Origin of the sequence: Pseudomonas neuropathica, from assembly GCF_051174785.1 — a bacterium.
Taxonomy (GTDB): domain Bacteria; phylum Pseudomonadota; class Gammaproteobacteria; order Pseudomonadales; family Pseudomonadaceae; genus Aquipseudomonas; species Aquipseudomonas neuropathica_A.
Map to the genome: position 1 here is coordinate 809,640 of NZ_CP195111.1, position 19,457 is coordinate 829,096.

At 57.5% G+C, this 19,457-nt stretch carries 20 protein-coding genes; 12 read left to right on the plus strand and 8 right to left on the minus strand.

The features are described from left to right. The first annotated feature begins 189 nt into the window (after positions 1-189). From ACRRSD_RS03670 to ACRRSD_RS03705, 8 genes are all read left to right on the plus strand, one after another. Complete coding sequence (locus tag ACRRSD_RS03670; RefSeq protein ID WP_435037156.1) at positions 190-1,089, plus strand: LysR family transcriptional regulator; 900 nt, start codon at positions 190-192, stop codon at positions 1,087-1,089. Between the two features lie 227 nt (positions 1,090-1,316). Continuing rightward, a complete protein-coding gene (gene fdhD, locus ACRRSD_RS03675; RefSeq protein WP_435037157.1) occupies positions 1,317-2,162 on the plus strand; it encodes a formate dehydrogenase accessory sulfurtransferase FdhD in 846 nt (281 codons plus the stop codon). Further along, on the plus strand, positions 2,159-2,644 hold the full coding sequence (gene moaC / locus ACRRSD_RS03680) for a cyclic pyranopterin monophosphate synthase MoaC (RefSeq protein WP_435037158.1): 486 nt from the start codon (positions 2,159-2,161) through the stop codon (positions 2,642-2,644). Before fdhD ends, moaC begins: the two co-directional genes overlap by 4 nt. After that, the gene (locus ACRRSD_RS03685; protein WP_435037159.1) at positions 2,641-2,892 is read left to right on the plus strand and encodes a MoaD/ThiS family protein; all 252 of its coding nucleotides are present in this window, start codon (positions 2,641-2,643) and stop codon (positions 2,890-2,892) included. Before moaC ends, ACRRSD_RS03685 begins: the two co-directional genes overlap by 4 nt. A gap of 2 nt (positions 2,893-2,894) precedes the next feature. Then, the gene (gene moaE / locus ACRRSD_RS03690; RefSeq protein ID WP_435037160.1) at positions 2,895-3,356 is read left to right on the plus strand and encodes a molybdopterin synthase catalytic subunit MoaE; all 462 of its coding nucleotides are present in this window, start codon (positions 2,895-2,897) and stop codon (positions 3,354-3,356) included. A 369-nt stretch (positions 3,357-3,725) separates the two neighbouring features. Next, entirely contained in the window at positions 3,726-5,069 is a 1,344-nt protein-coding gene (gene chrA, locus ACRRSD_RS03695; protein ID WP_435037161.1) for a chromate efflux transporter, read from the plus strand. 409 nt (positions 5,070-5,478) lie between these two features. Beyond that, positions 5,479-6,843, plus strand: a complete 1,365-nt coding sequence (locus ACRRSD_RS03700) for a glutamine synthetase family protein (RefSeq protein ID WP_435037162.1) — start codon at positions 5,479-5,481, stop codon at positions 6,841-6,843. A 149-nt stretch (positions 6,844-6,992) separates the two neighbouring features. Further along, positions 6,993-8,276 (plus strand): NAD(P)/FAD-dependent oxidoreductase, encoded by a 1,284-nt coding sequence (locus ACRRSD_RS03705; protein ID WP_435037163.1) that lies wholly within the window; start codon positions 6,993-6,995, stop codon positions 8,274-8,276. 133 nt (positions 8,277-8,409) lie between these two features. On the opposite strand, the gene ACRRSD_RS03710 is transcribed toward ACRRSD_RS03705, so the two are convergent. Together ACRRSD_RS03710 and ACRRSD_RS03715 are read right to left on the minus strand one after the other, a co-directional pair. Next, positions 8,410-9,195, minus strand: a complete 786-nt coding sequence (locus ACRRSD_RS03710) for a DeoR/GlpR family DNA-binding transcription regulator (protein WP_435037164.1) — start codon at positions 9,193-9,195, stop codon at positions 8,410-8,412. A 256-nt stretch (positions 9,196-9,451) separates the two neighbouring features. Next, positions 9,452-10,345 carry a LysR family transcriptional regulator gene (locus tag ACRRSD_RS03715; RefSeq protein WP_435037165.1) on the minus strand — a complete coding sequence of 298 codons (894 nt, stop codon included), beginning with the start codon at positions 10,343-10,345 and terminating at the stop codon, positions 9,452-9,454. A gap of 85 nt (positions 10,346-10,430) precedes the next feature. Between ACRRSD_RS03715 and ACRRSD_RS03720 the strand changes: the two genes are divergently transcribed. Then, complete coding sequence (locus ACRRSD_RS03720) at positions 10,431-11,207, plus strand: NAD(P)H-dependent oxidoreductase (protein WP_435037166.1); 777 nt, start codon at positions 10,431-10,433, stop codon at positions 11,205-11,207. Between the two features lie 290 nt (positions 11,208-11,497). On the opposite strand, the gene ACRRSD_RS03725 is transcribed toward ACRRSD_RS03720, so the two are convergent. From ACRRSD_RS03725 to ACRRSD_RS03735, 3 genes are all read right to left on the minus strand, one after another. Further along, the gene (locus ACRRSD_RS03725; protein WP_435037167.1) at positions 11,498-12,520 is read right to left on the minus strand and encodes an AbrB family transcriptional regulator; all 1,023 of its coding nucleotides are present in this window, start codon (positions 12,518-12,520) and stop codon (positions 11,498-11,500) included. A gap of 142 nt (positions 12,521-12,662) precedes the next feature. Further along, positions 12,663-13,085: an HD domain-containing protein gene (locus ACRRSD_RS03730; RefSeq protein WP_435037168.1), complete on the minus strand. Its 423-nt coding sequence runs from the start codon at positions 13,083-13,085 to the stop codon at positions 12,663-12,665. A gap of 15 nt (positions 13,086-13,100) precedes the next feature. Then, on the minus strand, positions 13,101-13,490 hold the full coding sequence (locus ACRRSD_RS03735) for a hypothetical protein (RefSeq protein ID WP_435037169.1): 390 nt from the start codon (positions 13,488-13,490) through the stop codon (positions 13,101-13,103). A gap of 166 nt (positions 13,491-13,656) precedes the next feature. Here ACRRSD_RS03735 and ACRRSD_RS03740 point away from each other — a divergent pair, with 166 nt between their 5' ends. After that, positions 13,657-14,088, plus strand: coding sequence for a hypothetical protein (locus ACRRSD_RS03740; RefSeq protein ID WP_435037170.1), 432 nt, complete (start codon positions 13,657-13,659; stop codon positions 14,086-14,088). 76 nt (positions 14,089-14,164) lie between these two features. On the opposite strand, the gene ACRRSD_RS03745 is transcribed toward ACRRSD_RS03740, so the two are convergent. Then, positions 14,165-14,449 carry a hypothetical protein gene (locus ACRRSD_RS03745; RefSeq protein WP_095113590.1) on the minus strand — a complete coding sequence of 95 codons (285 nt, stop codon included), beginning with the start codon at positions 14,447-14,449 and terminating at the stop codon, positions 14,165-14,167. Positions 14,450-14,827: 378 nt separating this feature from the next. Between ACRRSD_RS03745 and ACRRSD_RS03750 the strand changes: the two genes are divergently transcribed. Both ACRRSD_RS03750 and ACRRSD_RS03755 read left to right on the plus strand, forming a co-directional pair. After that, on the plus strand, positions 14,828-15,661 hold the full coding sequence (locus ACRRSD_RS03750) for a hypothetical protein (protein ID WP_435037171.1): 834 nt from the start codon (positions 14,828-14,830) through the stop codon (positions 15,659-15,661). Between the two features lie 127 nt (positions 15,662-15,788). Continuing rightward, a complete protein-coding gene (locus ACRRSD_RS03755; protein ID WP_435037172.1) occupies positions 15,789-16,772 on the plus strand; it encodes a hypothetical protein in 984 nt (327 codons plus the stop codon). Between the two features lie 150 nt (positions 16,773-16,922). On the opposite strand, the gene ACRRSD_RS03760 is transcribed toward ACRRSD_RS03755, so the two are convergent. Continuing rightward, positions 16,923-17,471, minus strand: coding sequence for a cupin domain-containing protein (locus ACRRSD_RS03760; protein WP_007950154.1), 549 nt, complete (start codon positions 17,469-17,471; stop codon positions 16,923-16,925). Positions 17,472-18,124: 653 nt separating this feature from the next. Then, positions 18,125-19,408 carry an NAD(P)/FAD-dependent oxidoreductase gene (locus tag ACRRSD_RS03765; RefSeq protein ID WP_016987688.1) on the minus strand — a complete coding sequence of 428 codons (1,284 nt, stop codon included), beginning with the start codon at positions 19,406-19,408 and terminating at the stop codon, positions 18,125-18,127. Positions 19,409-19,457: the final 49 nt, after the last annotated feature.

Consider the following 19,457-nt stretch of genomic DNA (forward strand, 5'->3'; position numbering starts at 1 on the left):
CTATCGGTGCCTTTCAGGTTGCTCAAGGCCAAAAAAAACGGGCCTGATAGAGCTGATCGATAGTGCCTTAAATACTTCCGATTGGACGAGCAACCGTTCAAATGAGATCGTCGCACCCTGCGCTTTTCGTGCGTCTCGCGCATCCGCGTCAATACTCAATCAAAAAATCCCCATCGAGCAGGTGCCATCGTGGACATCAAACAACTCAAGTTCCTGATCGCGCTGGACGAAACCCGCCACTTCGGCCAGGCCGCCGCACGCTGCCACATCACTCAACCGACGCTGTCGATGCGCCTGCGCAACCTCGAAGACGAGCTGGATCTGGTGCTGGTCAACCGTGGCCAGCGCTTTGAAGGTTTCACTCAGGCCGGCGAGCGCGTGCTGGCCTGGGCGCGCACCTTGCTGGCCGCGCATGACGGTTTGTTCGCCGAAGCGGCGGCGTGTCGCGGGCAACTGGTCGGTAGTCTGCGTTTGGGTCTGGTGCCGCTCAGTAGCTTCAACCCGGTCAATTACATTCAGGGCCTGTCGGCGACGTATCCGGAGTTGAAGTTCAGCCTGTCGTCGCTCAGTTCTGACGAGATCATTGCCGGGCTGGGCAATAACCAACTGGACTTGGGTGTGTGCTATCTGGACCACGTCAACCCGAACTATTTCGAGTTTTTCGAGATCGGCGAAACCCGTGTCGGCCTGCTCTACGACAACCGCCACTTCCAGTTCGAAGGCTCCGAAATGAGCTGGGAAGACGCCGCCGAATTGCCGCTGGGGATGATCACCGCCGGCATGCATTACCGCAAATCCATCGACTTGAGCTTCCGCAGCCGTGGCCTCAGCCCGCAGCCGATCATGGAAAGCGACTCGACCTATCAGCTGTTGCAGGCGATTCACCAAGGCTTCTGCTGCGCGATCATGCCGCTGGACAGTGGCCTGGAAGAGCCGATCGAGCACCTGTCGTTCATGCAACTGCCTGATGCCAGCGTGCTCGCACCGCTGGGCCTGGTGATGCGCAAGACCGAGCCGCGCTCGGCGATTGCCGAGAAGTGTTTTGCCGAGGCGCGGAAGTTGTTTGGGGTTGAAGTGTCTGCCGAATAATCCATGTCGAACATCAGGCCCTCATCGCGAGCAGGCTCACTCCCACAGTTGAAATGCATTCCCCTGTGGGAGCGAGCCTGCTCGCGAAGAGGCCCGACCAGACAGCAAAAATTTCGGATGTGACGGCGTTGATCGACCAAAGCAATCACCACATCGGAACAAGCGATTGGACGCATTTTTAACGCCCCCGTAGCCTGAACACTCTTCAGCGCTTCGGGACTTTCAAGATGCTCTGCCACGCCGAAACCCTCACAGAATCGACCACCGAACCCAACGCCCCAGCACCGCAACCGGCGCAGGTGGCGTTTCGCGAATACCTGCCCGACGCCGCCATTTCCCACGCAGCGCTGGCCTCGGAAATCGCCCTCGCCATCACCTACAACGGCCTGAACCAAGCGGTGATGATGGTCTCGCCCGGCAACCTTGAAGACTTCATCCGTGGCTTCAGCCTGAGCAACGCGATCATCGACAGTGTCGACGAGATCTACGACATCCGCCTCACGCATTTCGATCAGGCCTGTCAGGCCGAAGTGCAGATTTCCAGCCGGGCGTTCTGGGCCTTGAAAGATCATCGTCGGCAAATGACCGGCACCAGTGGCTGCGGCATCTGTGGCGTCGAAGCGCTGGAGCAGGCGCTGCCGCAACTGCAGATCCTGCAACCTTCAGCACTGCCGCCGGCCGAGCATTTCGACGGCATTCGCCAACGTATCGAAGCCGCTCAACAACTGGCGCGCAGCAGCGGTGCTCTGCACGCCGCACTGTACTTCGACGTCGACGGTGAAGCGCTGCTGTGCCGCGAAGACATCGGCCGCCACAACGCCCTCGACAAGCTGATCGGCGCGATGCAACTCGATGCCATCGACGCCGCTGCAGGCTTCGTCGTGGTCACCAGCCGTTGCAGCCTCGAACTGATCCACAAAGCCGTGCGCGCCCGCCTCGGCACCCTCGTCAGCCTGTCCGCGCCGACCGCGTTGACCGTGCGTTGGGCGCTCAAGCACCGACTCAATCTGATCCACGTGCCGCACCGCAACGCCCCGCGAATTTACAGCCCGATCCAGGAGTTTTCTGTATGAACGACACCCTCACCCACCTCGACGATCAGGGCCGCGCCAACATGGTCGACGTGAGCGACAAAGCTGCGACCCGCCGCGAAGCCACGGCGCAAGCCTGGGTGCAGATGCGCCCGGAAACCTTGCAGATGATTCAGGCCAACGGTCACCCGAAAGGCGATGTCTTCGCTGTGGCGCGGATTGCCGGCATCCAGGCCGCCAAGCGCACTCACGAACTGATTCCGCTGTGCCACGCGTTGCTGCTCAGCTCGATTCACGTCGAACTCAAGGCCTGCGAACCGGACCGGGTGCAGATCACCAGCACCTGCCGCCTCACCGGCCAGACCGGCGTCGAACTCGAAGCGTTGACCGCCGCCAGCGTCGCCGCGCTGACCATTTACGACATGTGCAAAGCGGTGGACCGGGCCATGGTGATTGGCGATATCCGCCTGCTCAGCAAACAGGGCGGCCGTTCGGGCCACTTTCAATGGGAGGACGCGCAATGATCCTGATCAACTACTTCGCCAGCTACCGTGACCGGCTCAATCTGGGCGGAGAAAAAATCCCGCTGACTGATGCATTGAGCAGCGTCGAAGATGTGCGGCAAATGCTGATGCAGCGTGGTGATCTTTGGCGCGAAGTGCTGGGTGCTGGCAACCTGATGTGCGCGGTGAATCAGGAGCTGTGTCAGCCGAGTCAGGTGATTGAGGATTTCGATGAGATCGCGTTTTTCCCACCGGTCACCGGGGGTTGATGATGACGATTCGAGTCCAGTACAAAAGCTTTGATGTCGGCCAGTTGACCGCCGATCTGCACGCGCGCAATCCGCGGGTGGGTGCGGTGGTGAATTTTATTGGTTATGTGCGTGATCTGAATATTGGCCAGAGCGTGAATGAGCTGTTTCTTGAACACTATCCGGGCATGACCGAAAAAGCCCTTGAACAAATTGCCGAAGAAGCCCGCGAGCGTTGGCCGCTGTTGGGCGTGGAGATTGTGCATCGGGTCGGTGCGTTGTCGGTGAGTGAGCCGATTGTGTTTGTCGGGGTTAGCAGCAAGCATCGGCACATGGCGTTTGAAGCCTGCGCGTTCATCATGGACGTGCTCAAGACTCGCGCGCCGTTCTGGAAGCGGGAGACTACGCCTGAGGGTTCTCGCTGGGTCGAGGGCCGTAAGAGCGATCGGGATGCGGCGTTGCGCTGGAGTTTGGCGCACGCCTGAAAAGCAAAAGCCCCTCACCCTAGCCCTCCCGAAACGTCGGACCGCCCCGAGGGAGAGGGGACTGATTGGGGGATATTGCAGAAGTACGCCGACGTTAAGGAGTTGCGGTGAATCCATAATTGATCAAACCCTTTCAGCTCGATGTGAAACGCACATAACCCCGGTCCGCTATCTCTTCCTGCGTAGCTGGCCGGCCCCTCTTCCTCGAGCATTTGGCTGATGACCAATCCATAATCGACTCGATTTTTCAGGTCGATGGATAACGCAAGACACCTCGGTCGGCCCCCTCTCCCTCTGGGAGAGGGCTGGGGTGAGGGTGCAAAGTCTGATTAGATAGCCACTCCGCCAGGATTCAACCCGGAGTCTCGCTTGAGCACAGCGCCGAACAACCTGCCCCGCCCCGACCCCGTCACCCTGCGCCAGGCCTGGCGCTTCTGGCTGAAACTCGGCTGCATCGGTTTCGGCGGGCCGGCCGGGCAGATCGCGATCATGCATCAGGAGTTGGTCGAACGTCGGCGCTGGATCTCCGAAAAGCGTTTTCTGCACGCACTCAACTACTGCATGCTGCTGCCCGGCCCGGAGGCGCAGCAATTGGCGACGTACATCGGCTGGCTGCTGCATCGCACCTGGGGCGGTGTCATTGCCGGGACGCTGTTTGTGCTGCCGTCGTTGTTCATTCTGATCGCGTTGTCCTGGCTGTACGTCGCCTTCGGTGACGTGCCAGCGGTCGCCGGAGTGTTTTACGGGATCAAACCGGCGATCACGGCAATAGTGCTGCACGCCGCGCATCGCATCGGCTCACGCGCATTGAAGAATGCGTGGCTGTGGGCGATTGCCGGGGCGTCGTTCGTGGCGATTTTCGCCTTCAATGTGCCCTTCCCCTTGATCGTCCTCGGGGCCGCGTTGATCGGCTATCTGAGCGGACGATTCGCCCCTCAGCGGTTCAGCAACGCAGGTGCGCGCAACAGCGAGAAATCCTTCGGCCCGGCATTGATCGATGACGATACGCCAGCGCCCGAACATGCCCGTTTCAGCCTGCGGAAGCTGCTGGGTCTGTTGTCGGTCGGCGTGCTGCTCTGGTGTTTGCCCATGGCGTTGTTGACCGCGCTATTTGGCTGGGACGGCACGTTCACGCAAATGGCCTGGTTCTTCACCAAAGCCGCCCTGCTCACGTTTGGCGGCGCCTACGCGGTGCTGCCTTACGTCTATCAGGGCGCCGTCGGGCATTACGGCTGGTTGACGCCGACACAGATGATCGACGGCCTCGCGCTCGGCGAAACCACGCCAGGCCCGCTGATCATGGTGGTGGCATTTGTCGGCTTCGTCGGTGCGTACGTGCAACCGGCGTTCGGTCCAGAACATGCCTTTGCCGCCGGCGCGCTGGCGGCGACGCTGGTGACCTGGTTCACCTTCCTCCCCTCGTTTCTGTTCATCCTTGCTGGCGGGCCATTGGTGGAGTCGACGCACAACGAACTGAAGTTCACCGCACCGCTGACGGCAATCACCGCCGCCGTGGTCGGGGTGATTGTGAATCTGGCGTGTTTCTTCGCTTATCACGTGTTCTGGCCGAATGGCTTTAACGGGACGCCAGATGTTTTTTCAGTCGCGCTGGCCGTTGCGGCGGCATTGGCCTTGTTCGTTTTCAAACGCGGTGTGATCAGTGTGTTGATCGTTTGCGCCCTCGCCGGGCTGGGCTTTGAGCTGATGCGCTGAACCCTGGCCGGCGAATCTCCCGTTTACACGCCCGGGAATTCCCCCTTACTATCCGGGCACACCGGTCGGCGGGCATCCCCGCCACCGACGTTTTCCGCCAACGGAAACACGCGTTATGAGTACGTCACTACAACAAGCAGAATCGTTGAACGTCTCTACCCTGCTCGCCCTTTCTCACAGGGGCGGCGTATGAATCGTATCGTCAATCTCCCCATGGCCCTGCGCCGTTCCAAGCTGCGTCACTCCGCACGCCCGCCGGATATCGCCCGGTCTGTCTGATCGCGTCCGCTAAAAAACCGCGACAGTCCCCTACTTCTTGATATCCCTGCCAGGACACCCACGCCTTTTTGCCGCGTCGTGTCCGGCCCGAATCTGCGCGCCTGTGCGGCGCCATCGTGAGTGATTGATTATGAAATTCGCAGCCATCGAAGACGCACGCCTGTTCCTTGAACAGAACCCCGATATCGACATGATCGAGTTGTTTATCCTCGACGCCAACGGCGTGCCGCGCGGCAAGCTGTTGCATCGTGAGGAACTGCTCGCCGTATACGAAAGCGGCCGCCCGCTGCCGAGCACCATTCTCGGTCTGACCGTGCAGGGTGAAGACGTCGAGAACTCCGGTCTGGTCTGGGACGTCGGCGATATCGACTGCCGCGCCTATCCGCTGGAAGGCAGTCTGGTGCGCCTGCCATGGCGGCAGATTCCGACCGCTGCCGTGCAGGTCAGCATGCACCCGACCGAGGGCATGCCGGCGAGCATCGCCGACCCACGCCACCTGCTGATCAAGGTCATCGACGGCCTCAAAGCCGAGGGTTATCACCCGGTGATGGCGTGTGAACTGGAGTTCTATCTGCTCGACGCTAAACGCGATCACAACGGCCGTCCACAACCGGCGCTGGATGCCGATGGCGGTCGACCGCGACATACGCAGGTTTACGGTTTGCGTGAACTGGAGCAGATCGAACCATTCCTCGCCGACCTCTACAGTGCCTGCAAACTGCACGGTATTCCGGCGCGCACGGCGATCTCCGAATACGCGCCGGGCCAGGTCGAAATCACCCTCGAACATGGCGACGCGCTGGAGGCGATGGATCAGGCGGTGCGCTACAAACGTCTGGTCAAAGCCATCGCCCATAAGCACGGCATGCAGGCGACCTTCATGGCCAAGCCGTTCGATGATCTGGCCGGCACCGGCATGCACATGCACGTCAGTCTTGCCGATGGCGCGGGACACAATCTGTTCGCCTCGGAAGACCCGGCCGGCACCCCGCTGCTGCACACGGCGATTGGCGGCATGCTCGCGTCATTGCTCGATTCGCTGCTGCTGTTCTGCCCGAATGCCAACTCGTACCGGCGCTTTCAGGCCAACAGCTACGCGCCACTGGCGCCGACCTGGGGCGTCGACAATCGTACTGTCAGCCTGCGCGTACCCGGTGGCCCGGCCAACACCCGGCACATCGAACACCGCATCTGCGGCGCCGATGCCAACCCGTATCTGGCGGCGGCGGCGATCCTTGCTGGCATTCATCGCGGCATTCGTGAGGACCTTGATCCGGGAGCGCCGGTCGAGGGCAATGGCTATGCGCAGGCGAAAGAGTTGCTGCCGACGGATTGGTTGACGTCGCTGCAGGCGCTGGAGAATTCGGTGTGGGCGCGGGATGCCTTGGGGCAGGAATTTCTCGGGGTGTATCTGGCGGTGAAGCGTGCCGAGTATCGGCAGTTCATGGCCGAGGTGGGTGAGCAGGATTGGCGTTGGTATCTCACCGAAGCCTAACGATCCGACACCGAACCTGTGGGAGCGAGCTTGCTCGCGAAGGCATCGTCACATTCAACGGTTTGGGTGACTGACACACCGCTTTCACGAGCAAGCTCGCTCCCACAGGGGATTGCGCTCCGACTCCCGAATTTTGTGTGGACACTGACATGACCGAACGCTGCAATTCCTACTACACCGCCACCCTTAACCACGACACCGACTACCCGACCCTGCAAGGCCGGCACAAGGTCGACGTGGTGATCATCGGCGGCGGCTTCACTGGCGTCGCTACCGCTGTCGAACTCGCCGAAAAAGGCCTGAAAGTCGCCATCGTCGAAAGCCACAAGATCGGCTGGGGCGCCACCGGGCGCAATGGCGGTCAAGTCACCGGCAGCCTTTCCGGCGACGGCGCGATGCGCAAACAGATGCGCGGGAAACTCGGCGATGAGGTCGATGACTTCATCTGGCACCTGCGTTGGCGCGGGCATGAAATCATCCAGCAACGCGTCGAGAAATATGGCATTCAGTGCGACCTCAAGCACGGCCATTTGCACGCGGCGTACAAGCCCAGCCACATGACCGACTTGCGCAAGGATTATGAAGAAGCCGTACGGCGCGGATTAGGTGATGAAGTCAGTCTGCTCGACCGTAGCCAGGTGCGTGATCTGCTGCAAAGCGACCTCTACCACGGCGCAATCAAGAATACCCGCAACATGCATCTGCACCCGCTCAACCTGTGCATCGGTGAAGCGCGGGCGGCGGAAAGTCTTGGCGCGCTGATCTTTGAAAACAGCGAAGTGCTGGAGATCATTCACGGCACTGCGCCCGGTGTGCGCACGGCTCACGGGCAGATCGACGCCAATCAGGTGATGCTCGCCGGCGACGTCTACCACAAGCTCGAACCAGGGCAACTCAAGGGCAAGATTTTCCCGGCGATGGGCGGCATCGTCACCACCGCGCCGCTGGGTGATCTGGCAAAACAGATCAACCCCGAAGATCTTGCGGTCTACGACTGCCGTTTCGTCCTCGACTATTACCGCCTCACCGCCGACGGCCGCCTGCTGTTCGGTGGCGGTGCCAACTACAGCGGCAAGGATTCACGGGACATCGCCGCCGAACTGCGCCCGTGCATCGAGCAAACCTTCCCGGCGCTCAAAGGCGTGCAGATCGACTACCAGTGGAGCTGCGCGATGGGCATCGTGATCAACCGCATCCCGCAACTGGGCAAGCTCTCGGACAACGTCTGGTATTGCCAGGGCTACTCGGGGCACGGCATCGCGACCACGCACATCATGGGCGAAATCATGAGCCGCGCGATCACCGGACAGATGGAGCAGTTCGATACGTTTGCCCAGTGCCAGCACATACGCGTGCCGATGGGGGATTTGCTCGGCAATCCACTGCTTGCCGCCGGGATGTGGTACTACCAGATGCTTGAGCGCCTGCGCTGAAACATGTGTTGAATGTACCGACCCCTTCGCGAGCAAGCTCGCTCCCACAGTTGACCGAGTTCTATCTCAGAAACGCGTTCGAATGTGGGAGCGAGCTTGCTCGCGAAGGCGCCATCAAAACCACCGCAAAACCTCAATCCGGCAACTGCTCGACCACAATCCCCAACCGCCGGTAATCCTCGACACTCCCCGACGCCACATGCCGCTCGGTAATCAGCGTATGCAGGCGCGAACACGGCGCCACCACAAACGGCTCCACCGCCCCGAGCTTGTCCGCCGTGGTCACCGCAATCACCCTCGCGGCGCCATCGAGCATCGCCTGCTTCACCGGCACTTCATCAAAATGCAGCGAAGTGATGCCCACTTCCGGGTGAATCGCACAGACCCCGGTAATCGCCAGATCCGCCCTGATCCCGGCGAGCAGCCTTAGCGCCTCATGCCCACCCGCTGCCATCGTTCGCGGGTTCAATTGCCCGCCAGCGAGAATCACTTTCACACCCTTGAATTCCGAGAGCGCAATCGCCGTCATCGGCGAAGCGGTCACCGCCGTGATGCTGATATCGGCATGCAATGAGCGCGCTACCTGCAAGGTGGTCGAGCCGGAATCGAACAACACAATCTGCCCGTCTTCAATCTCCTGCGCCGCCCGTTGCGCCAGACGAATCTTCACCTCATCCGTCTCGTCCAGCCGGGTGAAGTAGTCCTTGCCGGAGTCCTTTGGTCGCGGTAACGCCCCGCCGTGCACGCGTTGCACCAGCCCGGCATTGTCCAGTTCGGCGAGGTCGCGGCGGATGGTGTCTTCGGAGACCGCGAAGTGCTGGCTCAACTCGGAGGCCATGACCTTGCCGTCACGTTCGAGGAGCAAAAGGATTTTCTGCCGGCGCAGAGAAGGCAGTTCAGCTGCGGAATGGTCGTGCATGGTTATGCCTGTTTGTGCTTGCAGTTGCAGGTTTATGCGAGACTAGCGAAACCTTTAAACAAACACAAACTGGCGGGCTATCAATTATTTCGATCTTTGGAATCAACAAGGCGAATTTTTTCTTTGCTTTCAACCTGTTCAGAATGGCCGCACTTCTAAAAGGCTCAGGATAAACACCTCATGAATCTCAATTTTGCGTTTGCGTGCATGATCGTCGTGTCGTTTGCGATTGCCCTCGGCCACGCCTGACAGCGCCTCAGACCGACGCCAACAAATGCTCACGCAACCATTTGTGCGCCGGATCGCGGTGCGAACGTTCACCCCAGAACATCGCCATCTCGTAGCCCGGCACTTCCAGCGGTGCATCGACCACTAGCAAGGCCGGGTTGCCGCGCACCAGGCGTGACGGCAGCATCGCCACCAGATCGGTGCTGGCCAACACCGACATCGCCATCAGAAAGTGCGGCACCGACAGCACCACTTTGCGCATCAATCCGACATCGGCCAAAGCCCGGTCAGTCACCCCGAAAAAGCCCCCGCCCTCGCGCGACACCATCACGTGCTCCAGCGCGCAGAACTGTTTGCGCGTGGGTGCAGACTGCAATCCCGGATGCCCGACACGGCCGGCCAACACATAACGCTCGGTAAACAGCGGCCGTCGGTGCAACTCCGGCGGCGCGTCTTCGCTGATGTGCAGCGCCAGATCGAACACGCCCTGCTCGGCCTGTTTGACCAAATGCGCCGGCGTCAGATCGATCACCGCCAGACGCGTGCCCGGCGCTTGTTCGCGCAAACTGCTGAGGGCCGGCAACACCACCGTCGACTCGCCGTAATCGGTCGCGGCGATCTTCCAGGTGTGCGTCGCCTGCGCCGGGTCGAACGCACTGGCGGGCGCCACTGCCCTCTCCAACGCTTCCAATGCCTCGCGCAACGGCTCACGCAGTTCATCGGCGCGTGCCGTCGGGCGCATGCCGCGTGGCCCGGGCAACAGCAGCGGATCAGCAAAGATGTCGCGCAACTTGGCCAGATGCACACTCACCGAAGGCTGCGACAGGTTCAGGCGCTGCGCCGCTCGGGTGACGTTGTGCTCCGACAGCAACACGTCGAGGGTCAGCAGCAGGTTGATATCCAGCCGTCTCAAATTATTCATGGCTATACCAGACATATCAGACATTCATTTCCAATATACCGGTTGAACGCTGATCCTGCAGTCACTCAGCTAACGGAGCTTCAACATGAAAGTGCTACTGGTTTACGCCCATCCAGAACCGACTTCCCTCAACGGCTCGCTGCGCGACTTCAGCGTGCAGCGCCTGCAAGCCGCCGGCCACACCGTGCAGGTCTCCGACCTCTACGCGATGAACTGGAAAGCCACCCTCGACGCTGACGATGCCCCGCAGCGCGATGCGACGAAACCGTTTCACGCCTCCCTCGACTCGAAAGTCGCGTACGCCGAAGGCACCCAGGCTGCCGACATCGCCCGCGAGCAGGAAAAACTGTTGTGGGCGGATGCGTTGATTCTGCAGTTTCCACTCTGGTGGTTCACCATGCCCGCCATTCTCAAAGGCTGGGTCGATCGGGTGTACGCCTATGGTTTTGCCTACGGCGTCGGCGAACATTCCGACAGTCGTTGGGGCGAGCGTTATGGCGAAGGGAAAATGAAAGGCAAACGGGCGATGTTGATGGTCACCACCGGTGGCTGGGAGTCGCACTATGCACCGCGTGGGATTAACGGGCCGATGGATGATTTGCTGTTTCCGATTCAGCACGGGATTTTGTACTACCCGGGGTTTGAAGTAGTGCCACCGTTTGTGGTGTATCGGACCAGTCGGATGGATGCGGCGCGGTATGCCGAGACTTGTGATGAGTTGGGGCGGCGGCTGGATGAGTTGTGGAGTGCAAGGCCGATTGGGTTTCGGCAGCAGAATGCCGGCGACTACGAAATCCCTGCTTTGACCTTGAAGAGCGATATCGCGCCGGATAGCGAAGGCTTCGACGCACACATCCGCTAGCGCCGCATCGACCACGTAGAGCAAAAGCCCCTCACCCTAACCCTCTCCCAGAGGGAGAGGGGACTGACCGAGTTGTTTTTTCGAGCTACGCCGACCTGTGATATCGATCCGAACTCAAGTTTTGAACACTGCACTTTTCGAGCTACACCGACCTGGTATATCGAGCCGAACTCAAGTTTTGAACAGCCCACAATCGGCTCCCTTCCCCCTCGCCCCCCTGGGGAGAGGGCTGGGGTGAGGGGGATGGATCTAACTGACACGACGCAACATGCAGGCATCAGTGGCTCCGGTCAGATTTCCTCCCGCGCCCGCCTCACCTGCACCAACAACGCCGGCGCAAAATGCAGCAACACCATCCGGCTCAAATGATGAGTCAGGATAAACACCACATTCAGCCCACCACCAAACGCGACAATTGCAATCGTTTCAATCGCGCCCGGCATGTACGCCAGCCACAGCGACAGCGGATCACTGCCCAACCAGCGCGCCGCCACCTCAGCAAATACTGCGGCTACCACGATCATCAAACCGACCGAGACCAACGCCGTGCGGCCATGACGTCCCAGCTCCGCTACGCCAAGCCCCTGAAACCTTGAGCCGATCCGCACGCCGAGAATCAGCGCTGCCAGATTCAAACTCCAGTCCGGCATGTGAAAACCGTGCAGCCATCCCGATTTCACAAACACCGCAGTGATAATGATCGCGGTGAGCATGAACGGCGCCGGTACGCCGATCACCAGCAGCAAGCGTCCGAGCAGTACGCTTAGCGCAATGACCGAAAACGCAGTCAACGCCATGCCTGTGGTCAGTGGATCACCATCGGCAACCGCCACTGCAGCGGCCTGGCCGGGAATCAGGAAACTCACCAGCACGGTGATCAACAGCAAGCGCATCAGATGCACGATGATGACCTTGCTCGATGCCTTTTCCGATTCAAGCAAATCAAACACCGCCGCCAGTGCACCGGGATAAACCGCCAACAGGGCATCAGTACGATTCCAGCCTGCACCACGCGTCAGCCACCATCCGGCCAACGCGATTTGCACCGTCAGGCAAATCAGCAACACGCCGAGGCTCGGCAACATCGTCGAGGCCGTCTCGCTGTCCCACGCCTCGAACATCAGCCCGGTGGCGATGCCCAGCGTGACCTGGATGTAGCCGAGTCCATAGGGAGTTGCCGGGGCGATTCCGGTTTTACTGGCGAACAATGCGGTAACCACAATCGAACCCAACAGCAGCCCATGGGGCACACCTTCGAACTGCAACAGTGCGCCGAAACCAGCCGCAATCAACAAACAGAGAATGGATTTCATAGTCGCCTTCCTGGCTATTTACCTGACACACCACAACCCCGTGTAGGAGCTGCCGAAGGCTGCGATCTTTTGACTTTGTTTTTGAAGATCAAGATCAAAAGATCGCAGCCTTCGGCAGCTCCTACAGGAGATGTATTCGTTTTCAGCCGCGCAGCCGTGCAATCGCCCGGCGGTATTTTTCGATTCGTTCGAGATCCTCCCAACTCGGCGAGGCAATTCGCGACAGGTCGCTGTTCTCTTCCAGATCCGCCAGTTTCACCACCCGACCGATCGGGTTTTGTGCGGCGCGCTCGACAAAATCCTCGTAGGACTCGCCCGGCACTTTGCTCACCGACTCAATCGCCGTCAGCACCTCTTCGCTGAAACCTTCCTTGCGCAAATCATCGAGGCTGACACCGCAATCCTCAACCACGTCATGCAGCACGGCGACGATGCGTTGTTCCAGCGTGGTCATGCGTAACATGACTTTCAGCGGATGCAGAATGTACGGCGCACCGCCCTTGTCGACCTGCCCGGCGTGGGCCGTGGCGGCGATGGCGATAGCACGTTCGAGGGTCTGGGTCATGGAAGTCTCCGAGGGTTAGACGCCGTAGCGGCCGCCGACATGGATGTTGCGTTTGAGCCAGTTGCCGATTGCCTTCAGCCGTCCGACTGGTTTGGCTGGCCCGGAATGACGCTGAAGAATCAGCGACACCAATGTGGCCTGATCGGCTTTCGGATGGGCATCGATCAACTCGGCAACCCATGCGCAATCGGCCATTTTCAGATGCTCGCGCCACTCACCGGGCCAGGCGTCCAGCTCATCCAGCGCCAACCACCGCGCACCGCCATGCTCCATATGCCCGCCGGACATCGACTGCTCGAAACAGAACGGTGTTTCTGGCTTTGCGGGGTCAATGTGAAACAGATAGATGTCGTGGAATGGATGCTGCGAGGGGAGCGCGTTGTTGCGGCTGCCGATTTCGATCATGGGCAATGTTCCAATCCTTGGGCGCTGAATGTTTCCGATTGTTTCGCAGTGTACGCGATAGGAGCAAATCAAAAACCCGATGGAACCTCCCTCCTCCATGCCGTCTCGAAACTTTAAAGCGCCAACATCATCGATCAGACCCGGCGCCTTTGAAGAGGAAACCCCGATGAACATTCGCTTCCTGCTTCTGATCGCCACCTTCGCCGTAATCCCCACCTGCGTCATGGCCGAAGGCTGCGACGTCCAGACCCAATCCTCCAGCGCCTCGGTGCCAGCGGTGGAAAACCACAGCTGCTACGAATACGAAGGCATGCCCGTCGGCTCCATCGACTGGTCATGCAGCAACGAAAGCAAAGACATGCTCAACAGCAAAAAAACCAAGGTCGAACACTGCGCCGACCACTATCAGGCCACGTGTATCGCCACGATTACCCAGGAATCCCTGGCCAACCCGCACTCCACCAGCAAGGACAAAAACGCCGAAGCGTTGAACATCCCCAATAACGCGCAAGTGACCACGTATTACTACGACGTTGAGCATTTGGCTCAGGCGCGGATTGATTGTGAGAATGGTGGCGGGCATTGGAAAACGAAGTAAACGGCTGATCCATGCTTGCGACAGACAAAGAAAAAGCCCGGCTTAAAAAACCGGGCTTCTTAGTGCGCGATATCCATTAACCACCGCCGTTACCACCGCTGCTGCTACCGGACGGTTGACCCGCAGGGCTAGGCTTGGAGGCAGAAGGCACCGGCCCATTATCGGTCTTGCCACCATCACCACCCTTGGGCAGCGAATTGGCATCCGGGTCGGCATTGGTGGCTGGAGACGCCGGTTCACGCGTCTGGCTATTTCCGTCGTTGGCCGTAGGGGTTGGCGTTTCGCCGGCCGCGATCGCGTACAGCGAACTGCCGGACAGCAACGCCGCGAGCGTAAGCACCGCGATTTTATGGTTCAGCATGGTGGCTCTTCCTTTGCGTGGGGGAGTTACAGCATTGGAAGAAGGTGTGCGACGAAGGTGCGGTGTGTCGGACGAATGGTTATGGGCGTTTAGTCATGGGTAGAAAACGCAGTCGATTTCTAATCGGAATATTTCAGACTTTTAACGCCCTCCTCGGTTTTCCCTGACGAAATATCGGTTTTTTATTCAACACTTCCAATAACCGCAATCTGATGGCACTCTGACACCCGACTGTGAGTCCGACCAAATATAGCCTAGCAAGATATTGGTTGCGGGAGCGACCCAATACCCGCTGGATGCACCTGTAAAGTCAACAATTTCTTGAGCGTCAAAAATTACTACTTACAATGAAGAGACCAACACAAATTGAATCAGAACATGCTGGAAGCACAACTAATAACATTACTGAAAGAAGCTAACCAACTATCAATAAAAGTTGCCCAACACCAGCTTGACCTAGGAGACTGGCATTCAAGAAACCCTGATACCGAACTACCACAAGCATTTATTGACAACGAAGAGACACTCACCAAGCCATTAATTGACATTGTCGACTCAATTTACCTTTCAACCTTAGCACTACTTAGCGTACTCAAGCTAACCGACTACCAGGACCAATTCAAAAACCGCTTTGGGTTAGACTTCAACGCAATTCGCGCCGCTGAAGAATACGAAATCGACAACGAAACTGGTCATCCCTACAACACTTTCCTGATAAAAATTCATAGATTCCTGAAGATACTCGGAATTAGCACAGAATCAGAGTTATACTACACCCAAGCTGGAATAAAATACCTAGAGACAATACTTAAAAACACTGCAGCAATAGTGCACAACAGTGGTAAAACCGTAAAATCAGAAACCGAAGTATATAAATGCGTAAAACATGTCATACAAGCTATATTTCCGACATCTCTTCATCCGAAATCAAATTTTATAAAACAAGCTCAAGAATATAAACCTGATATTTTGATCCCAGAACTCTTCGCAGCTGTGGAATACAAGTTCGCAACGACCGCTGAAAAACTTAAGGCAACCATTGCACAACTGTCCGATGATATTCACGGCTACTCTAACGAATATGACTATAGGCTATTTTACGCCGTATTCTATGTTACCCAAGACTTTATTGGCCTTGAAAAATTCAATGCAATCTGGAAAGAAAAACAATACCCAAAGAACTGGAAGGCGTTTTACATTGTGGGCAGCTAACAACCGCCGCCAGCCTGAAAACTCGCAACAAAATGAATACCAAAACTTCAAATTTTCGCAAGACGATAGTTCTCCAGCAAAGAAAAAACCATAACTTCTCATTGAAACAGTTAAGCGAACACATTTTATGGCAAAAATAAAACCATCAACGCTCTTATATTTCTTATCCTTAAACCCAGACCACGGCCTCGAAAGACAGCCCTTATTCTGGCTTACCATCGCAATCCCCGTGCTTCTCGCAATTTTACTTGGCCTCCCCTTGTGGATCACGCACTCATTTGAATTCACGGAAACTGGATATGCCACGTTCCTTCGGATAAGTAAACTTCCCATTGGCGTAATCTCTCTAGCCATCCCTCTTGGAGTTCTAATTGGCAAGCTTCACGGAGCAAAACAGGTCGCCGTTCAAATTGAAAATACGAGAAGACAGATTAAAAACACAGAGAGAGACAATAATACCAAACTCTACATTTCCCATTTCGAACACTTTTGCAAAAACGTCGATTTCATAGAGCACTCACTTAAAACTAGGTATTCAGAACTACTTATCGATGATACAGCCCCTATCATCAACAAGCCTGAGCTTTACCGAAAATATTATCCAGAAAGCTCTATACACGTTGGCGTCATGCCAAGGAGCGAAGAATTCAAAGAAATCACGAGAACCAGACTAAAGCAGCTACAAGATTCATTCAAAAAACTAATGCAACTAGAAAATGACTACAACATAGAAGAGGGCATCGAAGCTTTAAGAATGGTAGAACACATACTGCTCCTTGTTCAAGCTGATACGGCCTACTGCTTTAATAAAACTAAATCCATCTTCAAAAAAAGCCAGACAATCAGAGAGGATTTGAAAAAAACGTTCTACTATGGAATAAACCAACAAGGCAAGGACTATAAATACCAAACCAGTTTTCTCACCACACTAATAGGCGAAATCGATTCAATCGAAACGTTAAATCCTGACAAAAATATAGCAAGCGACCTATTCAACAACTGGCGCACGTTTTACAAACCCTCTTATTCCGAGCACGACGAAATTGAGAAAAGAATCAACGAAATTCTTCCACATACAAAAAATCAGCCGAGCGACGATATTCCGAACTAAATACGCCATCTCAAACAACCTAAAACCATGACTGAAGCATTTCGCGCAGCGCCGATTTTTTATCAAACCGCGAGCTCATCCAAAATATTAAATCAGTGGGAAGGCTCAACGAAACTTTAAGCATGTGTTCGCTATATCGCTTAGACCCCGTCAAAAATTCGCCGGCGTATTCGCACTAATAATTTCCGCCTCATCCGCCCCGATATTCCGAAACTTATGCGGCAGCGTAGTCGGAAAATAATACCCATCCCCCGCATTCAACACACTCACCGACCCATCCACGGTCAACTCCACCGTGCCACGGGTGACAAGCCCACACTCCTCGCCCTCAGCATGCACAATCGGCTCTTCCCCGGAACTCGCGCCCGGTGCGTATTGCTCGCGCAGCAGGCGCATCTGCCGGCTGGGCACCGAGGCGCCGATCAGCAGCAGGCGCAGGCCGTGGCGGCCGAGGTCGGGTTGTTCGTTGGCGCGGAAGACGTATTGGTGTTCGCGCGGGGGTTGGTCGAAGGTGAAGAAGTCGGCCAGGGACATCGGTATGCCTTCGAGCAGCTTTTTCAGGGAGCTGACGGAGGGGCTGACGCGATTCTGTTCGATCAGGGAGATGGTGGCATTGGTCACGCCGCTACGCCGGGCCAGCTCGCGCTGGGAGAGTTTGTAGCTTTCGCGTACTAGTTTGAGTCGAGAACCCGTATCCATGACTGCCTTATGTGAGAAGTACTTAGGCTCTGCGCGAAAACTGCCTGCGCGACGATCATCCTGCGTTAAAAACAGGCTCGGAATGCTCATGTAGGGCCCTACACTCCGCTTCCTCGCCTGTTTTTGCCTTGCCTGATCGCCGCTCGGCGGTTCTCGCGCAGACCCACGGGTAATGGGGGTGGGTGGCGGGTGCCGCGCGAGGGGCGCGGATCACGTTGCTCCCGTGTCCCGGAACCGTGAAAGGCGGCTATTAAATCACGTTTGCCGGTGTTGCTCAGCAGGTTCGATGGACGGTGGGGCAAAAGTCCTTCTTGCCTTGGTAATACGGATCTGAAGGAGTGAGCCTGCTCGCGATTGGGTGGCACATTCAACATTATTTTTGACTGGATGGCCGCCTTCGCGAGCAAGCTCGCTCCCACAGGGTTTTTGGTGTTTCTGTGGGAGGGATATTGGCTGGGTTGGCCTTATCGCGAGCAGGCTCACTCCTACAATTTGATCTTTGGTATTTCAGCAGGATTGATTTTGCCTTTGCTGGCCTCTTCGCGAGCAGGCTCGCTCCCACAGTTGGACATCTGGGTGTCAGTGACATCGGTGGTGTTGCTGCAGCATTAAAAAACCGGCGGGGTCTTGGGGGCCGCCGCCGGGGAGGTAACTTAGATGCCGAAACGGTCGCGCAGTGAGTAGTAGACGGCGCCGAGGGCGGTGAGTGGCGCGGAGAAGGTGCGGCCACCGAGCATTGGCATGTGCGGCAAGGACGCGAAAGCGTCGAAACGCTCAGCGTCGCCGCGGATCATTTCCGAGATCAGCTTGCCGGCGAGGTGCGAGCAGGTAACGCCGTGGCCGCTATAGCCTTGCATGTAGTAGGCGTTTTTCTCGATGCGGCCGAATTGCGGCATGCGCGACATGGTCAGCAGGAAGTTGCCGGTCCAGCGGTAGTCGATCTTGACGTCTTTGAGCTGCGGGAAGGTTTTGAGGATCTTCGGGCGGATCAGTTGTTCGATGTCGTCCGGTTCACGCGCGCCGTAGACCACGCCGCCGCCGTAAAGCAGTCGGTTGTCTGCAGTCAGACGGTAGTAATCCAGCAGGTAGTTGCAGTCTTCGACGCAGTAATTGTTGGTGATCAGGCTGCGCGCCTGCTTTTCGGTCAACGGTTCGGTGACGACGATCTGCGAGCCGCACGGCATGCTTTTCGCGGTGACGCGGTTGTCGAGACCTTGCGGCAAGTAGGCGTTGCCGGCGATCAGCAAGTACTTGGCGCGGACCTGGCCTTTGGCAGTGCGCACGACGTTTGGCTCGCCGTATTTGATTTCCACGGCTGCCGATTGCTCGTAGATCTTGCCACCCAAACGTGTGATCGCAGCCGCCTCACCGAGCGCCAGGTTCAGCGGGTGAACGTGGCCGCCCTGCATGTCGAGCAGGCCGCCGACGTATGCATCGGAGCCGACTTCGCGACGAATCTCAGCCGCGTCGAGCATCTTCAGATTGCGGTTGCCGTAACGCTCCCAGCCGCGTTTCTGCTCAGCCAGACCGTTGAGTTGTTTCTTGTTCATCGCTGCGAAGATGCCGCCCGGGCGGTAGTCGCATTGGATGTCGTATTCCTTGATGCGCGAACGGATGATGTCGGCGCCTTCGAAGATCATGCTGCCGAGGATTTCCGCAGTCTTGTCGCCGTAGCGCTCTTCGATCACGTCGACGTCGCGGCTGTACGAGTTGACCAGTTGACCGCCATTGCGACCGCTGGCGCCGTAGCCGACTTTCGCCGCTTCCAGCACCGTCACTTTGTAGCCGGCTTCGGTGAGGAACAGCGCCGAGGACAGGCCGGTGTAACCGGCGCCGATGATGCAGACGTCGCACTCGACCGACTCTTCCAGAACCGGAAAGTCGATGACTTCGTTGCGGGTGGCGGCGTAGTAGCTGTTTACGTGTTGCTGTTTCATAGGTTTCTCCGAGGGCCGCCAATAAAAGGCGACCACCGCTGTAATAGAG